Source organism: Cobetia sp. MB87 (assembly GCF_011319755.1).
Lineage (GTDB): Bacteria > Pseudomonadota > Gammaproteobacteria > Pseudomonadales > Halomonadaceae > Cobetia.
The window spans coordinates 114,024-133,532 of sequence record NZ_VFBC01000007.1 but is presented as its reverse complement, the minus strand read 5'-3'; the positions used below and the strand labels follow the sequence as shown (position 1 = coordinate 133,532).

16 protein-coding genes are annotated in these 19,509 nt (G+C 63.8%); 11 read left to right on the top strand and 5 right to left on the bottom strand.

What is annotated here, in order from left to right:
* Positions 1-62: 62 nt before the first annotated feature.
* The 10 genes from CDPAHKCJ_RS06635 to mgtE all read left to right on the top strand — a co-directional run bounded on the left by CDPAHKCJ_RS06635 (position 63) and on the right by mgtE (position 9,024).
* Positions 63-632 (top strand): HAD hydrolase family protein, encoded by a 570-nt coding sequence (locus tag CDPAHKCJ_RS06635; protein WP_166019171.1) that lies wholly within the window; start codon positions 63-65, stop codon positions 630-632.
* A complete protein-coding gene (gene lptC / locus CDPAHKCJ_RS06630) occupies positions 632-1,315 on the top strand; it encodes an LPS export ABC transporter periplasmic protein LptC (RefSeq protein WP_166019170.1) in 684 nt (227 codons plus the stop codon). The genes CDPAHKCJ_RS06635 and lptC overlap by 1 nt, the downstream gene beginning before the upstream one ends.
* Positions 1,316-1,426: 111 nt before the next feature.
* On the top strand, positions 1,427-2,005 hold the full coding sequence (lptA, locus tag CDPAHKCJ_RS06625) for a lipopolysaccharide transport periplasmic protein LptA (protein ID WP_225347607.1): 579 nt from the start codon (positions 1,427-1,429) through the stop codon (positions 2,003-2,005).
* A gap of 3 nt (positions 2,006-2,008) precedes the next feature.
* Complete coding sequence (gene lptB / locus CDPAHKCJ_RS06620; RefSeq protein WP_166019169.1) at positions 2,009-2,746, top strand: LPS export ABC transporter ATP-binding protein; 738 nt, start codon at positions 2,009-2,011, stop codon at positions 2,744-2,746.
* A gap of 234 nt (positions 2,747-2,980) precedes the next feature.
* The gene (locus CDPAHKCJ_RS06615) at positions 2,981-4,429 is read left to right on the top strand and encodes an RNA polymerase factor sigma-54 (protein WP_054555105.1); all 1,449 of its coding nucleotides are present in this window, start codon (positions 2,981-2,983) and stop codon (positions 4,427-4,429) included.
* A 654-nt stretch (positions 4,430-5,083) separates the two neighbouring features.
* On the top strand, positions 5,084-5,392 hold the full coding sequence (raiA, locus tag CDPAHKCJ_RS06610; protein ID WP_043332555.1) for a ribosome-associated translation inhibitor RaiA: 309 nt from the start codon (positions 5,084-5,086) through the stop codon (positions 5,390-5,392).
* A gap of 9 nt (positions 5,393-5,401) precedes the next feature.
* Entirely contained in the window at positions 5,402-5,872 is a 471-nt protein-coding gene (locus CDPAHKCJ_RS06605) for a PTS sugar transporter subunit IIA (RefSeq protein ID WP_043332557.1), read from the top strand.
* 137 nt (positions 5,873-6,009) lie between these two features.
* A complete protein-coding gene (gene rapZ, locus CDPAHKCJ_RS06600) occupies positions 6,010-7,005 on the top strand; it encodes an RNase adapter RapZ (protein ID WP_166019168.1) in 996 nt (331 codons plus the stop codon).
* Positions 6,992-7,261, top strand: a complete 270-nt coding sequence (locus CDPAHKCJ_RS06595) for an HPr family phosphocarrier protein (protein ID WP_166019167.1) — start codon at positions 6,992-6,994, stop codon at positions 7,259-7,261. Before rapZ ends, CDPAHKCJ_RS06595 begins: the two co-directional genes overlap by 14 nt.
* Positions 7,262-7,668: 407 nt before the next feature.
* Entirely contained in the window at positions 7,669-9,024 is a 1,356-nt protein-coding gene (gene mgtE, locus CDPAHKCJ_RS06590) for a magnesium transporter (RefSeq protein ID WP_166019166.1), read from the top strand.
* Positions 9,025-9,129: 105 nt separating this feature from the next.
* Here mgtE and pmbA read toward each other — a convergent pair whose 3' ends face one another.
* The gene (gene pmbA, locus CDPAHKCJ_RS06585) at positions 9,130-10,500 is read right to left on the bottom strand and encodes a metalloprotease PmbA (RefSeq protein WP_166019165.1); all 1,371 of its coding nucleotides are present in this window, start codon (positions 10,498-10,500) and stop codon (positions 9,130-9,132) included.
* Between the two features lie 76 nt (positions 10,501-10,576).
* On the opposite strand from pmbA, the gene yjgA reads away from it, so the two are divergent.
* On the top strand, positions 10,577-11,080 hold the full coding sequence (yjgA, locus tag CDPAHKCJ_RS06580) for a ribosome biogenesis factor YjgA (protein WP_043332563.1): 504 nt from the start codon (positions 10,577-10,579) through the stop codon (positions 11,078-11,080).
* 88 nt (positions 11,081-11,168) lie between these two features.
* On the opposite strand, the gene tldD is transcribed toward yjgA, so the two are convergent.
* From tldD to CDPAHKCJ_RS06560, 4 genes are all read right to left on the bottom strand, one after another.
* Positions 11,169-12,629 (bottom strand): metalloprotease TldD, encoded by a 1,461-nt coding sequence (tldD, locus tag CDPAHKCJ_RS06575; RefSeq protein ID WP_166019164.1) that lies wholly within the window; start codon positions 12,627-12,629, stop codon positions 11,169-11,171.
* Positions 12,626-16,966, bottom strand: a complete 4,341-nt coding sequence (locus tag CDPAHKCJ_RS13530; RefSeq protein ID WP_166019163.1) for an AsmA-like C-terminal region-containing protein — start codon at positions 16,964-16,966, stop codon at positions 12,626-12,628. The genes tldD and CDPAHKCJ_RS13530 overlap by 4 nt, the downstream gene beginning before the upstream one ends.
* An 80-nt stretch (positions 16,967-17,046) precedes the next feature.
* Positions 17,047-18,510 (bottom strand): ribonuclease G, encoded by a 1,464-nt coding sequence (gene rng, locus CDPAHKCJ_RS06565; RefSeq protein ID WP_043332570.1) that lies wholly within the window; start codon positions 18,508-18,510, stop codon positions 17,047-17,049.
* A gap of 184 nt (positions 18,511-18,694) precedes the next feature.
* Complete coding sequence (locus CDPAHKCJ_RS06560; protein WP_166019162.1) at positions 18,695-19,375, bottom strand: Maf family protein; 681 nt, start codon at positions 19,373-19,375, stop codon at positions 18,695-18,697.
* Positions 19,376-19,509 lie beyond the last annotated feature (134 nt).

Here is a 19,509-nt window from a genome sequence, read left to right as displayed (position 1 = left end):
ACGCCCATCAGCGCCGTTCACAGGACAGCGTCAAGCATGCACGGAGTGCGAGGAGAAAGACCATGAGCGACACGAATTCCCTGAGCGACGAATATCCGCAGGACATCATCGACCGCGCACGCCGCGTGCGTCTGCTGGCGCTGGATGTGGATGGCGTGCTCACCGACAACCGCCTGCACTACGATGCCAACGGCGTGGAGACCAAGTCCTTTCACGTCCAGGATGGCCATGGCCTCAAGCTGGTGCTGCGCAGTGGCGTTCGCGTCGCGCTGATTACCGGCCGCAGCTCGCCTATGGTCGAGCGTCGCGCCAAGGAGCTGGGCATTCAGGATGTCATCCAGGGCCGCGAAGACAAGCTGGTCGCGCTGACCGACCTGTGCCGCGAGCACGGGATCGAGCTGGAAGACGTCGCCTATTGTGGCGATGACCTGCCGGACCGCGAGGCCATTCGTCGTGTCGGTCTCGGCGTCAGCGTGCCCAACGCCATGGCTTACGTGATGAGCGAAGCCAACTGGGTCACCTCACGCCAGGGCGGCGATGGCGCCGTGCGCGAGCTCTGTGATCTGCTGCTCAAGGCACAGGGCCACTGGGCCTCGGTGCTGGATACCTACCTGCAGGAGTCGCGTCCCTGATGTTACGTCTGCCCCGCCCTTCTCCGCGTCTCTGGCTGATGCTGCTGTTGCTGCTCGTCGGTGGCGTGCTGGCGCTGATCGAGCAGCGCAACAGCCTGGAATCGACCGTCAATGTCGAGGTCGACAGCAGTGAGCCGGATTACTATCTCGACGGGGCAGACATGACACGCTTCGATGCGCGCGGTGTGGCGATCCAATCCATGTCATCACCGCATATCGAGCACACGCCAGGCGATGACGTGACCCGGGCGCAGACCCCGAAGATTCGCACCAACGACAGTGAAGACCGCCGCTGGTATGCCACGGGTGACAGTGGCGTGCTGAGCGCCGGCGGCGACACCTTCACCCTCGAGGGCAATGCCAGGCTGCGCCAGCCCGATGACCGCTGGACCCTCGATACCGATGTCCTGCACTACAGCCGTGATCAGAACCGCGCCTGGAGTGACGTGCCGGTCGTGATCACCCAGAATGGCCAGCATGTCGAGAGCGACAGCTTCAGCGCCGACCTCTCCCAGGATGCCGCCGTGCTGCAGGGCCGCGTTCGCAGCGTTCTGCAACCCGGCAAGGGCCAGAGCGAAGCCAGCAAGGAAGCCGAGCGCATCGACTCGGGCGCCGACAGCACCACCACCGAGGATGGGCGCGTCAACAGCACCTTCGAGGCAGCGCCTGCCAGCGATGAATGAACCTGCCGGGCTGGCGGCCTTCGCGCCATGACCCGCGCCGCAATACCTTATTCTCTGCCGCTCGATGGCATCATTGCTCGGGCGGCGACCCCGTCATGCCAAGGAGCCACCATGACTTCCACGACTCGCAAGCCCTTGACGGCCTGTCGCCAGACCCTCAACAGCGGTGTCATGGCGCTCTGCCTGGCACTGGGCATGTCCACCTTCGCCCCGGCCGCCATGGCGCTGGACAGCGATGCCAGCCAGCCGATCAACATCGCCGCGGATGCCCTGTCTCTCGACGACAAGGCCGGTACCGCCACCTACACCGGTCAGGTGGAGATGCGCCAGGGCAGCATGAAACTCGATGCCAGCCGCGTCGATATCAGCCGCGCCGGTAGCGGCGAGATCTCGCTGGTCAAGGCCACCGGCAAGCGTGCCTACCTGGAACAGCAACCCGCGCCCGACGAGAAGCTGGTCAAGGGCTGGGCCGACACCATCCGCTACCATGCACTGGAGCGTCGCGTGGAGCTGGTCGGCAATGCGCGGCTCGAAAAAGGCGATGATACCTTCGAAGGCGGCTACGTGGAGTACTTCCTCGACAAGCGCCAGGTGAACGCCAACAACAGCAAGACGGCACAGCAGACCGAAGGCGGTCGCGTGCACATGACTCTGACGCCGCGTGGCGCCAATGCCAGCAAGGAAAACTGAGTCATGACTGCTACTCCGCGTACGCTGAGCGCTCGCCATCTGGCCAAGGCCTACAAGGGCCGCAAGGTGGTCAAGGACATCTCGCTGGAGATCCGCCAGGGCGACATCGTCGGCCTGCTGGGCCCCAACGGCGCCGGCAAGACGACCTCGTTCTACATGATCGTCGGGCTGGTGCGCGCCGATGCCGGCAACGTCTCCATCGATGACAAGGACCTCTCCGCTGCCGCCATGCATCAGCGTGCACGCGCCGGCATCGGCTATCTGCCGCAGGAGGCATCGATCTTCCGCAAGCTGTCGGTGGCCGACAACATCATGGCGATTCTGGAGACCCGCAAGGACCTGGATCGCAATGGCCGCAAGGCACGCCTTGAAGAGTTGCTCGAGGAATTCAGCATCACGCACATCCGCGCCAGCGCCGGCATGAGCCTGTCCGGCGGGGAGCGTCGACGGGTCGAGATCGCCCGGGCACTGGCCACCGAGCCGGACTTCGTGCTGCTCGATGAGCCCTTTGCCGGCGTCGACCCCATCTCGGTGGGCGAGATCAAGAGCATCGTGCGCCAACTGCGCGATCGTGGCATCGGCGTGCTGATCACCGACCACAACGTGCGCGAGACACTCGATATCTGCGATACCGCCTATATCGTCGGCGATGGCCAGATCATCGCCCACGGTGACGCGGACTCCATCCTGGCCAACCAGCAGGTGCGCGACGTCTACCTGGGCCACGAGTTCAAGCTCTAGGGTCAGCAGATACGCTGAGCCCCACCGGAGGCGAAAGCTTCAAAAGCCGCTGCGTGATTTTATCGCGTAGCGGCTTTTTCATGTCTGACATCAGACGCATGCATGACGTCCATACCACCTTGGTGGAAACATGGCATGCAAGTTGCTTGAATATTCACGGCAACCACTTGTCAGTGCCCCGAGTCACGGTATAGCGTAGTAAGCACGTTCCTTTGCCGTGAATTGACTGACTCCATGAAACCCACCCTGCAACTCCGCCTCGGCACCTCGCTGACCATGACGCCGCAGCTTCAGCAAGCGATCCAGCTGCTGCAGCTGTCGACGCTCGACCTGCGTCAGGAGATTCAGCAAGCCCTCGAGTCCAACCCCATGTTGGAGCTCGACGAGGACTACGAGTCGCTGGATGTCGTCGAGACACAGGATTCGAGCGAGATCTCCACTGCCGACTCCTCGAGCGAGATTCCCGAGGAATACCCCCTCGACAGTGACTGGTCGGACCTCTACCAGGACCACGCCGGTAGCCTGACCAGCTCCGGCAGTGGCAGCGGGAGCGAAGAAGGGCCGGACTTCGATCGCAATACCAGTGTCGAGAGCCTGCAGGACCACCTGCGCTGGCAGCTGGCGATGACCGACCTCGATGGTCGTGAACGCCAGATGGCGGAGAGCCTGATCGATGCCGTCGACGGAGCCGGCTATCTGAGCCTGTCACTCGACGAGCTGGTCGATGGCCTGCGTGGCCAGGGCCTGCCCGGCCTCAAGGCCTCCGAGCTCGAGCAGGTATTGCTGCGTCTGCAGCAATTCGACCCGACCGGCGTCTTCGCCCGTGATCTGCGCGAGTGTCTGCTGCTGCAACTGGCACTGTTACCGGATGACCTGCCGCTGCTGGCGCAGGCGCGACGCCTGGTACGTCAATTCCTCGAGGCTCTGGGCAACGATGACCGCAAGCTGCTCAAGCGCCGCCTGAGCCTTGACGATGACGAGCTGGATCACGTCATCCGCCTGGTGCGCGCGCTCGATCCGCGTCCGGCATCCGCCTGGGGCGAGCCCGCCAGCGATTACGTGATCCCTGATCTGCTGGTGCGCCATACCCGCCATGGCTGGCAGGTCGAGCTCAACCCGGAAGCGCTGCCCAAGCTGCGCATCCAACCGGAATACGCCGCGCTGATCAAGCGTGCCGACAAGTCCGCCGACAACACCTTCCTCAAGGACAACCTGCAGGAAGCGCGCTGGCTGATGAAGAGCCTGTCATCGCGCAATGACACCCTGCTCAAGGTCGGCCGCGAGATCATGGCGCGTCAGATCGACTTCCTCGAGCAAGGCGAGGAAGGCATGAAGCCGCTGATTCTGGCCAACATCGCCGAAGTGGTCGAGATGCACGAATCGACCATCTCGCGGGTCACGACCCAGAAGTATATCCACACCCCGCGCGGCGTCTTCGAGCTCAAGTTCTTCTTCTCGAGCCAGGTCGGTGGCAGTGGCAGTGGCGACGCCCACTCAAGCACCGCCATTCGTGCCCGTATCCGCAAGCTGATCGCGGAAGAGCCGGCCCGCAAGCCTCTCTCCGACTCTCGACTGGTCGATCTGCTCGCCAGCGATGGCATCGAGGTCGCACGCCGTACCGTGGCCAAGTATCGCGAAGCGATGGGCATCCCGTCCTCCAGCGAGCGCAAGCGTCTGGCCTGACGCGTCACCTGCGGCTGCCATGCCCTCACCTCTGCAATGGCAGCCGCCGCCAACTTCAAGCGCTGGATCTTCCGCTCGCCAGCTTCTGACTTCGCGGGTATCGGGCGCCTGTCGCGCGCCCTGTCACCCCGCCAACCGCTCGTCAATGCCCCATCATGGCCAATGACGGAGCACAGGATGATGGCAAAAATCTGCCGCTCCGGTAGTGCCATTCTCCGTCAATCGCATGTTTTTAAAGTCACTTTTGCGCCTGTTGCACGTGGATAACACTTGATGACCTCTCCGACAGGCCGCTTGCTCCACACAATCGAAGCGCCTGAAAGGCGACGTACATGCAGGGATTGGCGACGAAAACCCGCCTTCTTGCGCGTCTTTCACGCACCACCCATCAGACGCTGCCTTGAAGTCCACTCCGTTACCCCTCACTGAGTTGAAGACAAGCACTGAGCCACGATGCAGCGCAGCGTTGATCTTTGCGCAAAGCTTGGGCATTGTCGGTACAGACGCTCACGACATCTGACGCCACTGGCAAGGGTGCGAAAACATCACCAGACGGTGGCCGTCAAGCCTGTTGCAGAGCGTCCGATCAGGGTTTGCTCGTAGTCAAAAAGGGTTACAATTGAATGGCAACCCGCTGGATAAAGGAGCGTGTCCATGCAAGTGAATATCACCGGGCATCATGTGGAACTTACCGATCCTCTCCGCGATTACGTCAACGAGAAGCTCGCTCGCCTCGAACGGCATTACGACAACATCACCAATGTTCAGGTGACACTGTCGATCGAGAAGGAGCGCCAGCAGGCTGCCTGCACCTTGCACGCGGCAGGCGCTGACCTCCACGCCCTGGCAGAAGACCCCAACATGTACGCTGCCATCGACGCGCTCGCCGACAAGCTGGATCGCCAGCTGGTCAAACACAAGGAAAAGTCCCAGGCTCGCTCTCAGGGCACCGGGACCCGTTGACCTTCAGCCATGACACTTGATCAGATCCTTCCCCCCGAGCGCACGCTTTACGGTGTCCCCGGGGGGAGCAAGAAGCGGGTGCTTGAATTCTTCAGCACCTTCATCGCACAGAACATTCCCAGCCTGGATAGCCAGGAAGTCTTCTCGCGCCTGATCGGGCGCGAGAGACTGGGGTCGACCGGCATTGGCCACGGTGTGGCCGTGCCCCATGCACGCAGCCCGCATTGCAAGACGCCAATCGCTGCGTTTCTGAAGCTCGGTGAACCCATCGACTTCGATGCCATCGACGGAGAACCCATCGATCTGCTGTTCGTGCTGCTGGTACCTGAGGAAGCGGATGAGACCCATCTGACGCTGCTCGGGCAGGTCGCGGAATTGCTCAATTCCCCGACCAATCGCTCGGCTCTGCGCCAGGCAGACAGCCAGCGTGCACTCTTTGAGGCATTGACCCAAGCCATCGCCGAATTACCGGCGCGCTGAATGACAGGCCCGGACATCGTCCGGGCTTTCGTCTTGCTGGCCTCCCATCGGCCGACGTACAGCGCACTGATAGCGGGCAGCCTTCTGCCCCACCCCTGCATTCTTTCGACGTTGACCTCGCCCTTGGAGAGCACTTCATGAAGATCGTGATCATCAGCGGCCGCTCCGGCTCCGGGAAGTCCATCGCGCTCCAGGCGCTGGAAGATATTGGCTACTATGCCATCGACAATCTGCCCGGCATGCTGCTGGCGCCACTGGTCGATCAGCTCGAAAAGGACAGCCCGGCGCGCCGGCGCATCGCGGTTTCCATCGATGCCCGCAACCTGCCGGAAGCCTTGACCCGCTTCCCCGAATTGCTCGACAGCGTCCGCCAGAGCGGCATGGACGTCCAGGTCGTCTACCTGACCACCGATTCACGAGTGCTGCTGGAACGCTACTCGGCGACCCGTCGTCGTCACCCTCTGACGCGCGACAACGACCACACCCTGGCCGAGGCCATCGAGATCGAGCAGAAGACGCTCGCCCCCATTCGCCAGAAGGCCGATCTGGTCATTGACTCGACCAACCTGAGCGTGCACGACCTGCGCTCGCGTATCACCGAACAGGTCGCCCAGCACAGCTCCCGCCACCTGACGCTGACCTTTGAATCCTTCGGCTTCAAGCATGGTGTACCGACCGACGCCGACATGGTGTTCGATGCCCGCTGCCTGCCCAACCCGTACTGGGACATCAACCTGCGCGGCGATACCGGTCGCGATGACAGCGTGGCGGAATTCCTGCAGCGCTACCCCACCGTCCAGGCGATGCATGACGATATCGCCGGCTGGCTGGAACGCTGGTTGCCCGCCTATCAGGACAGCAATCGCAGCTACCTGACGGTGTCCGTGGGCTGCACCGGCGGCCAGCATCGCAGCGTCTACCTGTGCGAGCAGCTGGCGAGCTACTTCGCCGAGCGCCTGCCTGAGGTGCGTCTGCGTCACCGCGAGCTGGGCATTCATACCGCGCTGAGCAACGCGGGTGAGGCAAGTGACGGCGAGACGGCCGAGCCAAGCCATGTATCTGCCAGCGCACAGGACAGTCAGAAGAGCGATCAACAAGATCGTCAGCAGGAGCACCGCGATGGCCTCTCGTGAGCTGACATTGACCAACCGTCGCGGTCTGCATGCCCGCGCAGCCACCAAGCTGGTCAATTGCTGTGCGCCCTATTCCGCAACGGTGATGGTCAGCCATGGCGAGCGACGCGCCAATGCGGCCAATGTGATGGCATTGCTGATGCTGGCCGCACCCTGCGGCACCACGCTGCTGATCGATGTCGAGGGCGAACAGGCCGATGAGGCGATGCTGGCCATCGAAGCGCTGTTCGAGGCGCGCTTCGAGGAAGACGAGTAACCGCCACTGACAGGGCTGTACATCAGTGCTGTATATCAGGGCTGTGTGTCAGCGCTGCATTGCGATCAGCTCGTCGGGCTCTCGCCTCTTTCGCCCTTTGCACTCCACCTTCCTTTCGGTCAGCTCCCCTTTGGCAAGCCCTCTATGGCCAGCCCCCTATGGCAATCCCCCTGGGCGACAGCCATCACTGCTTGCGCGAGACTTCTCGCGACGATTCTTGTATCCGTCCTCACACCTATCCCTGCACCTATCCTTGCGCCTGACAGCCAGGCAACGCTGCTTTTGCGCCAGTGAGGGGACGTGGATTGTCCTTTTGATAAGAAACACTGTTTTCTTTTGTCGACGCGCCCCCCTGGGCCAATGGTAGAATCAGTGCTGACCTTCATGTCGACAGGGGAAGCCGACAGATGAGCAAGACGTCTCGTAAACTCAAGCCAAGACTTGATCGCCTGTCACAGGCGCTGGAAAGCGGCGAGCTGGAACAGGCAAGACGCATGCTCAATCGCGGCCTCGCGCCAGTGGACGTGGCGCACTTGCTGGAATCCTCGCCCCCCAAGGAGCGTAATCTGCTCTGGGAGCTGGTCGATGCCGAGCTGCAGGGCGATGTCCTTCAATACCTTGGCGAAGACATCCAGACCGACTTCCTCAAGGACATGGACGCCGTTGACGTTCTCGCCGCCACCGAGAACCTGGAACCGGATGATGTCGCCGACATTCTGCAGCGCCTGCCGAATGCGGTGATTCTCGAAGTCCTCGACTCCATGGAGACGCAGGAGCGCCTGCGCGTCGAAACGGTACTGTCCTTCCCGGAGGACACCGCCGGCGGCCTGATGAACACGGACACCATCACCATTCGTCCGGACATCACCCTGGATGTGGTGCTGCGCTACATTCGCCGTCACGAGCGCCTGCCCGACTCCACCGATACCCTGCTGGTCGTCTCACGTCGCGACGAATTCATCGGTGCCCTGCCCATCAATCGCCTGCTGGTCTCGGACCCCGGCGTCACGGTGCGCGAAGTGATGGACACTGACAGCGTGGTGATTCCGGCGCTGATGCCGGAAACCGAAGTCGCCTCGCTGTTCGAGAAGCACGATCTGATCTCGGCGCCCGTGGTCGGCGGCGATGGCAACCTGCTGGGCCGTATCACCATCGATGACGTGGTTGACGTCATCCGTGGCGACGCCGAGCACCAGGTGATGTCGATGGCGGGGATGGATGAGGACGAAGACACCTTCTCTCCCGTGATGCGAACCTCATGGCGCCGCGCCGTCTGGCTCGGCATCAACCTGCTGACCGCCTTCATGGCCTCCGCCGTGATCGGCATGTTCGAAGGCACCATTCAGAAGATCACCGCACTGGCCGTGCTGATGCCCATCGTCGCCAGCATGGGCGGCATCGCAGGCTCTCAGGCACTCACCGTCCTGATTCGTGGTATCGCGCTGGGGCACGTAAAGAGCGGCAACGTGCGCTGGCTACTCAAGCGCGAGGTCATCGTCGCGGGACTCAACGGCCTGTTATGGGCCGTGGTGGTGGCAGGCATCGCCATCGTGTGGTTCGGGGATGTCCAACTGGGAGCCATCATCGGCGCCGCGATCATGATCAACCTGTTGATCGCCGCCGTGACAGGCACGCTGCTGCCGGTGCTGCTCAAGAAACTCAATATCGACCCTGCCCTCTCCGGCAGCGTGATATTGACCACCGTGACCGACGTGATCGGCTTCATGGCCTTCCTGGGGCTGGCAACCTGGCTCTATCTGTAATACGCCCGACGGGGTCCAGTGACTGCTCCAGACACAACACGGCCGCTCCCAAGGGAGCGGCCGTGTTGTGTCTGGACTGTCGCGCAGAGACAGAAGCTTCAGCGATCAGCCTTCCAGCTCATCGTCTTCGCCTTCGGACATGCCGGCGACGGTCATGCCATCGATCAGCCAGCTACCGCTGTGGATACTGCCACGCGTATCGACATCATCACCGACCGCCAGCAGATTGGCCGCCATGTCGCGCAGATTGCCGGCAATGGTGAACTCCTCGACCGCATGCTGGATCTCGCCGTTCTCGACCCAGAAACCGGAGGCGCCGCGTGAGTAGTCACCGGTGACGCCGTTGACGCCCTGGCCCATCAGCTCGGTCACCAGTACGCCGGTGCCCATCTGCTTGAGCATCTCATCGAGGGAGGTCAGCGGCGCAGTGATCCGCACGTTGCGCGCGCCGCCGGCGTTGCCGGTAGTCTGCATGTTCAGGCGCCGGGCACTGTAGGCGCTCAGCATATAACTCTGCACCTTGCCGTCGGCAAAGTAGACATTGTCACGCGTCGCGACACCATCATTGTCGAAGGCGGCGCTGGACATGCCACCGACTTCCCGCGGCTTCTCGCCCAGCGTGAACCAGTCGGGGAACAGCGGCTGACCCAGGCTATCGCACAGGAAGCTGGACTCACGGTAGAGCGAGCCACCGGCGATGGCAGACAGATAATGGCCGACCAGCCCCGCCGACATCTGCGGATCGAACAGCACCGGCATGCGACCCGTCGCCACCTTGCGCGCATTCAAACGCGCCAGCGTGCGGCGTGCGGCTTCACGTCCCACCGACTCGGGGGAGCGCAGGTCTGCCGGATTGCGCACACTGGTGTAGTCATAGTCACGCTGCATGCCCTGTGCATCCTTGGCGATCAGCATGCACGACATCGAGTGGCGGCTGCCGCACTGGCTGGCCAGGAAACCATGGCTGTTGCCATAGACCTGTACGCCTTCACCACTGGAGAAGCTGGCACCTTCGGACTGCGCGATACCTTCCACTTCCAGCCCGGCACGCTCACAGGCCAGCGCCAGATCAGTCGCTTCATCGACGCTGATCGCCCAGGGGTGGTGCGCCTTGAGGTCAGGGAAGTCAGTGGCCATCAGCTCGGCAGGCGCCAGACCGGCAAAGCTGTCTTCGCCGGTGTAGTGCGCAATGGAGACCGCCTTCTCGACCGCGGCACGAATCGAGTCGCTGCCTGCATCGGAAGAGGTCGCGCTGCCCTTGCGGTTGCCGAGGTAGACAGTCACGCCGATGCCCTGATCACGCGATAGTTCGACCGTCTCGACTTCGCCGTCACGTACCGAGATGCTGACGCCCTGATCGACGCTGGCACCGACCTCACAGGCGTCGGCACCCAGGCTGCGGGCAAGCTCGAGAGCTTCGCTGACGCGACGCTCGAGCAGTTGTTGCTGAGCAACGGCATCAAAGGCCTGGCTCATGTTGTTCTCCTTCTGAGGAGACGGGGGCCCGGCAGTGCTATACTGCCGCAAATTTCCCCGACTCATTGGAATTGGCATGCGTAAAGAAAGACCCGAGGAGCTCGTCGAGCGCCCCAGCAAGTCCCAGTTGAAGCGCGAGATGATCGAGCTGCAGGCGCTGGGCAAGAAGATCATCGATCTGCCGGAAGGCCAGCGCGCCAAGTTCCCGCTCTCTGACGACATGCTGGCCGCCATCGAGGAGACCCATCGCATTCGTAGTCACGAAGGCCTGCGTCGCCACATGCAGTACGTCGGCAAGCTGATGCGCAAGGAAGACCTGGACGCCGTGCGTGCCGTCTTCGAAGCCATGGAGCAGCAGAACGTGCGTCGCGATGCGTCCTTCCAGCGTCTCGAACGCTGGCGCGATCGCCTGCTGGACGACGATGAAGCCTTCGTGATCTTCGTCGAGGATTATCCTCACGTGGACCGTCAGGCCCTGCGTCAGCTGATCCGCAATGCGCGTGCCGAACGTGACGCCGGCAAACAGCCCAACAGCGCCAAGAAGCTCTTCAAGCTGCTGCGTGCCGAGCTCGATCTGTAATCCTGGTACTTCCCGCTTCACCGACGCCGCCGCGGCCCAGCCACGGCGGCGTCGTCATGTCTATTCTCTGCTGATCAGTCCCACCGGCTCACGACTGGGTGCCGCCGACCGTCAGCTCATCGAGCTTCAACGTCGGCTGACCGACACCGACGGGCACGGACTGGCCATCCTTGCCACACACGCCGACACCTGTGTCGAGCTCCAGGTCATTGCCGATCATCGAGACGCGGCCCATGGCTTCCGGCCCGTTGCCGATCAGGGTCGCGCCCTTGACTGGCGTAGTCACCTTGCCGTCTTCGATCAGATAGGCCTCGCTTGCGGAGAACACGAAGCGCCCGGAGGTGATGTCGACCTGGCCACCGCCGAAGCTGACCGCGTAGAGGCCACGCTTGACGCTCTTGATGATCTCCTGCGGATCGCGATCGCCACCCAGCATGTAGGTATTGGTCATGCGCGGCATCGGCAGGTGCGCGAAGGACTCACGACGCGCATTGCCCGTCGGCGCCATGCCCATCAGGCGGGCATTGAGCTTGTCCTGCATGTAGCCGGTGAGGATGCCGTCCTCGATCAGCGGCGTGTACTGCCCCGGGGTGCCTTCGTCATCGACGGACAGCGAGCCACGGCGATCGGCCAGGGTCGCATCATCGACCACGGTGACGCCGCGCGCCGCGACCTGCTCACCCATGCGGCCCGAGAAGGCAGAACTGCCCTTGCGGTTGAAATCACCTTCAAGACCGTGACCGACTGCCTCGTGCAGCAGCACACCCGGCCAGCCATTGCCCAGCACCACCGGCATCTGACCGGCCGGCGCATCGATGGCCTCGAGATTGACCAGCGCCTGACGCACGGCTTCACGCGCGTAACGCTCGGCGACATTCTCATCGCGCAGACGGGTCAGCGGGAAACGACCACCGCCACCGGCACTGCCACGCTCGCGTCGGCCATTGCGCACCGCGATGACGCTGATGTTGAAACGCACCAGCGGACGCAGGTCTGCAGCGAGGGTGCCGTCACTGGCACGCACCATCACCACCTCGTAGAGCGCCGACAGCGAGGCCGATACCTGACTGATGGACGGGTCAAGGCTGCGCGCGATGCGATCCGCTTCCTTGAGCATCGCGACCTTGTCCTCAGCGCTCAGGCCATTCAGCGGGTCGATGCCCGCGTAGAAGGACGGGGCCTCGGTGATGATCGAGCGCGCGACCGTACCGCTACTGCCGCTGCGCGAGATACCCGCCGCAGTACGGCCGGTGTCGGCAAGCGCGGCGGCATCGATCTGATTGGAGTACGCGAAGCCGGTCTTCTCGCCCGCCAGTGAGCGTACGCCCACGCCACCATCGATGTTGTAGCTGGCGTCCTTGACGACGCCGTCTTCCAGCACCCAGCTTTCCTGCCAGATACGCTGGAAGTAGAGGTCGGCATAGTCGGTGCCCGGGCCCATGGCATGTGCCAGGCCAGCATCCAGATCATCCAGGCTGAGCCCGCCCGGGGTCAGCAACAGGGCCGCGGCATCGTCGAGCACGCGACCGGAACTCGCATTTTGCGTCATTCGGCACTTTCCAGAGTAATGTTCGGGTCGCCCCAGGGGCCTGATACCCGATAGTGAATTTGCGTCACCTTGTCGATGAAGCGGCCGAAGATCTTGTCGGCCACGAACAGCGCCCCGCCCACGGCGGGCGCGCCTGCCAGCACGGCGGCCAGCGGAAGGTTCTGGCTGACCGGCACCGTGATGGCCATGCGTTGATCAAGGGTACCGCGAAGCAGATCGACCTGCCCGTTGAGTGTCACGGTGGTGGACGGCGCCTCGATACGCAAGGAGCCATCGCTTTCCAGCCGCCCATCGAAGAGGGTCGCTGCACCGCGCACCTTGTCGAAGGCCGTCCCCTTGTCGGTGACGTCAGAGAAGTCCAGCGACAGGCGGCGCAGCAGGTTATCCACATTGACCAGCCCCAGCAGACGGGCAGAGGTCGAGCCCAGATTCAGGAAGCGCCCGTCGTCCAGCTTGACCTCGACACGACCATTGGAGCGCGACAGGGCAAAGTCCTGCGGCGCGCCGGGCCAGGCCAGCTTGACCTCGGCCCGGGCACGGTCCGCCTCGATGCCGCGAGGCTGGGAGAGACGCTCGAGCAGCCCGCCCAGGTCACTGCCATCGGCGGACAGACGAGCGCGCGTCAGACTGTTGGCGCCGGCATCCTCCCAGGTGATGCTGCCTACCGCGGTGATCTTGCCCAGCGTGATGGAGAGCGGCAACACCACCAGCTGCTGACTGTCGGCGGTCCAGTCCGCACTGATCGGCCCCAGCTGCTGATCGCGCCAGATGAGGTGTGCCAGACGCAGACTGCCCGCGGGCAAGTCGGCCAGCTCGGCGGGATACGGCGTCGGCTCGATACCGACATCGATAGCCTCGGTAAAGTTGCTTGGCGCACTGGCGGTCTGCGTCTCCTGCTCGGCATCCGCGGGCCACAGGGCATCGAGATTCAGGGTATCCAGGTCCAGAATCAGCGGCCGCGCGGCACCTGACTGCCACACCAGCTCGCCACTGGCGAGCTGACCATCCAGCGTCGCGGCCAGACCCAGCCCTTGCTGCTGCGAGCTCTGCCGCGGCGCGGCCTCGAGCGTCATCGGCCCCGTACACCGGGACTGGATCATCAGGCAATCGGTAGCAACGCGCAGGCGTGACAAGGCACGCAGGGGATCGCTCTGCTCAGCATCGCCGCCCTCATCACTCGCGCTGCCATCACCGGAGAGCGCTCCCGCCCACGGCTTCCAGAGTTCAGGGGCGAGGGTCGGCGTGCGCCAGGCGATGTCCCAGCCCGTCTGGGTGGGCCACTGCGGGTCGCTCGGCCAACGTTCCAGCCACAACTGCCCCGTCATCGCCACCGTGCTGCCATCGTCTCGCGTATTGCCGCCTTTCCAGCGTGCACGGGCGCGATTGTCGAGGCGCACATCACCGCCACCCTCCGCGAGCCCGATATCCACCGCCAGTGGTGCCGCCTCCTCTCGCGTCTTGCCAAAGGGTGCCGGCAGATTGATGGCGACTCCCTTGAGGTCACTCGAGAGCGCCAGACTGGCGCCGTCATCCGGCAGCATCAGGCGCGCCTGGTAGTTGAACTCGCCGCCCAGCGCACGCGGGGTCTCGCCGTCCTGCAAGGCGGCCCGGGTGTTCTCGGCGGCATCGCCGATCAGGTGCTCGGGCGCGCCCAGCCAGCCCAGCACCGGTGCCAATGGCGCCTTGCCGTCGAAGGTGATCGCGCCCTTGCTGTTTGAATCTGCCTGTCCGATGTTGAGCGCCGCCTTGACCGCACCACCGAACAGCTTGCCAGAGAGATTGCCGGTCAACTGCTCACGCCGCCCCTCGGGGCGGGATGGGTCATGCACGAACTCGAGCGGCCCGCGAATGCCGTCAACCTCGATGCCCGGCCCCGGGAAGGCCAGCGTCGCCGCCTGGCGCTCGCCGACCTTGCCCGCCGCCGTGATGCGCGTCTGCTCGGCGTCCTCCAGCGGCACGCGGATGTCCATCGTCGCATCCACCGAGCCCTTGCCCTGCCATTCGGCGATCAGCGCAGCGGTATCTTCCAGCGGCGCATGCGAGAGCAGATCGAACAGCGCCTCGACGCTGCCGGTCACATCACCCTGAATCTTCAAGGTGTTGTCCTGCATGTCGACATCGGCCTGACGCACCGCCAGGGGCGCTGCACTGCCCAGCGCCGTGGCCGGCTGAGAGTGCGCCGCCGCGACCGTGGCACTCAGCGTATTGTCATGCAGCGCGAGGTTGCCCTTCACGCCCTCCAGCGCAGGCCAGCCCTCGGCATAACCGAGTCGCCCATCCTCGATGGCCAGCTCAAGGTCCATCGAATCGCCGGGGCCATAGCCATTTTCACCATTGTCGTCATCCCACACCTGAGTGAGATGCAGGCTGCCCTCGGGGACCTGCCCCGCGACATCACGCGTCAACCACTCGCTCAGCGCCGGGTCCAGCACCTTCATCGGCAACCAGGAGGCCAGCGGAATGCTGCGAGCATTCACGTCGCGCATCTCGAGATCCAGCTGGAAGCGATCATGATCCTGAGCGGGAATCTGCAGGCCGAAGCCGCCCGTCACATCGGCACCAGCGCGCTGGATATGCAGGTCATGCCCCGAGACACTGCTGCCACTGTCATCGACCTTGACCTCGACCACTCCGTCGGCAGCCTCGAGCTGCCAGCCGTCGCCGAAGACGTCGGGGAAGTGAAAGCGCATGCCCGGGTCACCACGAAACGCGATCCGGCTCGTGATACCGCCCTCATCAAGACTCTGCGCGGTGACCCAGGCGGCCAGGGGGCCGAGACCCGGAGCGCCCTGCCAGGGTTCCACCTCGGCGCCGGTGAGGCCCAGCGCCAGTTTCATGGTCAGCGGGGCCTCGAGTCCGATACCGGCCAGCGACAGGGAGAGTCCGGTGGCCGTGCCACGCGGATCGAGAGACTCGAGCACATCCCCGAGCTCGCCGAGCGCCAGCACGTTGCGCCAGCGCGCCACCTTCTCCAGATCGAAACTGCTGGTGACCAGCGACACGCTGCCATCGGCGAGATCTCCCGACAGCGAAATACGCTCGGGCAGGCTGGCGAGCGCCGCGGAGACTTCTGACGATGGCGCCGCTTGTGGTGTCTGCTCATCACTGTCTGCCACAGAAGCGTCGGTCGCCGGGACGCCGGTCGCCGGAGTGCCGGCCACCGGAGTGCCGGCCACCGGAGTGCCGGCCACCGGAGTGCCGGCCACCGGAGTGCCGGCCACCGGGGCGTCATCGAGTTGCGAGGCGCCAACCGATATCTGATTGAGCCAGGCCTGCCAGCGATCACTGCCCGCCAGGTCGCGCAGCCACTGGCCACGCGCATGAATGTCCTTGAGCGCCAGCTGGGCGCCATGGTGATCCAGCGTCAGGCGATTGAGGTCGAGACGCAGACGAGCATCTTCCAGTCGCGCTTCACGCCAACGCGCCCACAAGGTCGCGTTGCCATCGGCGTCGCGCAGCATCAGGCTGTCGCGCTCGCCCATCAGACGCCCGACACTCGCCAACGCACCGGCGTCCAGCTCCACCTGTAGCTGGGCCGAGTAGTCGGCGAGGCCGTCGTCTCCCGGCAGCACCTCCAGCACGGCGCTGACACCGGCCTGAGGCGATTCTCCGACACGCAACTGGCCCTCCAGATGCGCGCGGTCTCCTTCCCCCGACAGCAACAGCTCGGCGGCATTCAGGTTGAGGGTATCGTTGCGACCATGCAGCACCAGACGCACGTCCTCGAGTCGCACACGCTGGCGCGCCAGCAGCGCCAGCCCTTGCTCCATCTGCGCAAGACTCATCTGCCCTTCGGGCTCGAGCGCTTCGGGAGGACGCGGCGGCCCCGGCCAGCCCCAGCTGCCATCCTCGCGCTGGTACAGGTGCACGATGACGCCGGTGGCGGTAGCGCGATCGAAGACAGGCGCTAGATGGCGCAGGGAGGAAAGCACATCGAGACGGGTTTCCAGATGGGACACGCTCAATAGCGGCGCCGCCTGCATCTCGTTGGGACGAAAAAGGTTCAGACCGGACAGCTTGATGGCCGGATCAAGGTGATCCATGCGGCCCTCAAGCGATGTCATTCCCACGTTGGAATGGGTCTGGGTGGCAATGAAGTCACTGATGGACTCACTGCGCGACTCCAGCGTGGTCAACCACCAGCGCAGGCCCCCGATCAGGATGGCCAGCAACGCCAGCAGCACCGCGAGCACCATCAGCAGCCCGCGCCCCCACCGCCGTCCACGCGAGGGTGGCGGTGGGGACGAAGCTGACGAAGACGGGGCGTCATCGACGCCCTCCTGCACCACCTCTTGCGAGGTAGAACGTGCCGCCTCTTGTGAGGTAGAACGGGTCACTGATGGTTCTCCGAACAGGACAGTCTCACGATGTGGATAACGCGACTCCCGGCATCATCGCAGGCGCGGCAGCTGACAGATCACATGAGCACAATATCGTATTGCTCCTGGGTGTAATGCGCCTCGACCTGGAAGCGGATGGTCTTGCCGATGAAGCTCTCGAGGTCCGCCACGGCCGCGGATTCCTCGTCCAGCAGGCGATCGACCACGTTCTGTGAGGCCAGCACCATGTAGGTATCCGGGCTGTAGGCGCGCTCTTCGCGCATGATCTCGCGGAAGATCTCGTAGCAGACCGTCTCCGGCGTCTTGAGGGTGCCGCGCCCCTGACAGGTCGGGCAGGCCTCGCACAGTACCTGCTCCAGACTTTCGCGCGTGCGCTTGCGCGTCAGCTGCACCAGGCCCAGCTCGGTCACGCCGGTCATCTTGTTCTTGGCGTGATCACGCTCCAGCGACTTCTCGAGCACCCTGAGCACCTGGCGCTGGTGCTCGGTCTCTTCCATGTCGATGAAGTCGATGATGATGATGCCGCCGAGATTGCGCAGCCGCAGCTGGCGCGCGATGGCGGTCGCCGCCTCGAGATTGGTCTTGAAGATGGTCTCTTCGAGGTTGCGATGACCAACGAAACCCCCGGTGTTGACGTCGATGGTGGTCATCGCCTCCGTCTGGTCGATCACCAGATAGCCGCCACTCTTGAGCTGCACCTTGCGACCCATCGCCTTGTGCAGCTCATCCTCGACACTGAACAGATCGAAGATCGGCCGCTCGCCGGGGTAATACTCGATGCGCCCTTCCATGTCGGGCATGAACTCGCTGGCGAATTCCTTGAGCCGGATGAAGTTCTCACGCGAGTCGATACGCACGCGCTCGATCTCGTCACGCATCACGTCGCGCAGCGTGCGCATGAACAGCGGCAGATCATCATAGATCACGCTGGGCACGGCGGCGGTCAGGCGACGCTCGCTGACCTTGCGCCACAGCCGCAGCAGGAAGTGCATGTCCTGCTTGAGCTCGGCCTCGCTGATGCCTTCGGCCGCCGTGCGCAGAATGAAGCCACCGGGCGCTTCCGGGTCCAGCGCCGTCAGGCACTGCTCGGTGAGTTCCTTGAGGCGGTCACGCTCGGCATCGCTCTCGATGCGCTGCGACACGCCGGTATGCGGCGAGTCCGGCATGTAGACCAGATAGCGTGACGGCACCGACAGATGCGTGGTCAGCCGGGCGCCCTTGGTGCCGATGGGGTCCTTGGTGACCTGCACCACCAGTGGCTGGCCTTCGCTGAGCAGCTCGCGGATAGAGAGCTGCTCATCATGCGGCGTGTGCGCCGGCATGACTTCCTGGGCATGGATGAAGGCCGCACGTTCGAGACCGATATCGATGAAGGCCGCCTGCATGCCGGGCAACACTCTCACCACCTTGCCACGGTAGATGTTGCCGACGATGCCGCGTCGCCCGCTGCGTTCGATGAAGGCTTCCTGCAGGACACCGTTCTCGACCACCGCCACGCGGGTCTCCATCGGTGTCAGGTTGATCAATACCTCGCCGCTCATAGCGCAAGTCCTTGTAAAGTCGTTGCTTGCGATTATGACATAGCAAGGGAGCCCCCGGCTGTGATCTATCGACTAAGGATTTCCTGCAACGGGTATTTTGTGCCACGCACATAAGCGATCGTCTTTCGCGAGGACGCTGGAGCACTGATTCGACACCCGACTGACGCAGTGAAGATCATCTCGGTCAGAGCGATTGCCACGGCTGAACGCCCGCCTTGCTCAAGAGCTGTGCGGTCTCATGCAGCGGCAGCCCGACGACGGCGCTGTAACTGCCTTCGAGATGGCTGACGAAGACGGCGCCGAGCCCCTGGATGGCGTAGCCACCCGCCTTGTCGGCAGGCTCACCGGTCGCCCAGTAGCGCGCGGCCTCCTCCGGGGTGATGGTGCAAAAGGTCACACGGCTCTCGACCAACTCGATCTCGCAGCGCATGTCGCGCCCGGCCTCACCATGACACAGCGCCACGCCACTGAGCACCTGATGGCTACGCCCCGAGAGGCTGAGCAGCATCTCGCGCGCGTCCAACTCGTCACGCGGCTTGCCGAGAATGCGTCCATCCAGTGCCAGCGCGGTATCCGCGCCGAGCACTCGCCGCCCCGTTGTCTGGACTGCCGTCCGCTGCGCCAGAGCCGCGAACCCGGCCTGCGCCTTCTCCCGCGCCAGACGCAGCACGTAATGCTCCGGCGACTCATTGGGCTGCGGCGTCTCATCGATATCCACCGGTGCCACATCACAGTGGATGCCGATACTGGCCAGCAGGTCGCGTCGACGCGGCGACCCCGAGGCCAGAATCAATTCCGCATGAGCTACGTCCTGTTGATCTGAGCCCTGTTCATCAGTGCCCTGTTCATCAGTGCCCTGAGACATCACTTTGCGCTGCGTCGCGGCGTCAGAGTTCGCAAAGAGTGAGGAAGTGGTGCTTTCGGTGTCAGGTGTGGATGGCCTGGAAGCGGATGACCTTGAACTGGATGACATGGAAGACCTCGCGGAGAAACATGGCT

Coding starts and splice junctions, on each gene's coding strand:
- raiA (WP_043332555.1), top strand. CDS start 5,084: ATGCAAGTGAATATCACCGGGCATCATGTGGAACTTACCGATCCTCTC.
- lptA (WP_225347607.1), top strand. CDS start 1,427: ATGACTTCCACGACTCGCAAGCCCTTGACGGCCTGTCGCCAGACCCTC.
- mgtE (WP_166019166.1), top strand. CDS start 7,669: ATGAGCAAGACGTCTCGTAAACTCAAGCCAAGACTTGATCGCCTGTCA.
- lptC (WP_166019170.1), top strand. CDS start 632: ATGTTACGTCTGCCCCGCCCTTCTCCGCGTCTCTGGCTGATGCTGCTG.
- rapZ (WP_166019168.1), top strand. CDS start 6,010: ATGAAGATCGTGATCATCAGCGGCCGCTCCGGCTCCGGGAAGTCCATC.
- lptB (WP_166019169.1), top strand. CDS start 2,009: ATGACTGCTACTCCGCGTACGCTGAGCGCTCGCCATCTGGCCAAGGCC.
- CDPAHKCJ_RS06560 (WP_166019162.1), bottom strand. CDS start 19,375: ATGTCTCAGGGCACTGATGAACAGGGCACTGATGAACAGGGCTCAGAT.
- CDPAHKCJ_RS06605 (WP_043332557.1), top strand. CDS start 5,402: ATGACACTTGATCAGATCCTTCCCCCCGAGCGCACGCTTTACGGTGTC.
- CDPAHKCJ_RS06595 (WP_166019167.1), top strand. CDS start 6,992: ATGGCCTCTCGTGAGCTGACATTGACCAACCGTCGCGGTCTGCATGCC.
- CDPAHKCJ_RS06635 (WP_166019171.1), top strand. CDS start 63: ATGAGCGACACGAATTCCCTGAGCGACGAATATCCGCAGGACATCATC.
- pmbA (WP_166019165.1), bottom strand. CDS start 10,500: ATGAGCCAGGCCTTTGATGCCGTTGCTCAGCAACAACTGCTCGAGCGT.
- rng (WP_043332570.1), bottom strand. CDS start 18,510: ATGAGCGGCGAGGTATTGATCAACCTGACACCGATGGAGACCCGCGTG.
- tldD (WP_166019164.1), bottom strand. CDS start 12,629: ATGACGCAAAATGCGAGTTCCGGTCGCGTGCTCGACGATGCCGCGGCC.
- yjgA (WP_043332563.1), top strand. CDS start 10,577: ATGCGTAAAGAAAGACCCGAGGAGCTCGTCGAGCGCCCCAGCAAGTCC.
- CDPAHKCJ_RS06615 (WP_054555105.1), top strand. CDS start 2,981: ATGAAACCCACCCTGCAACTCCGCCTCGGCACCTCGCTGACCATGACG.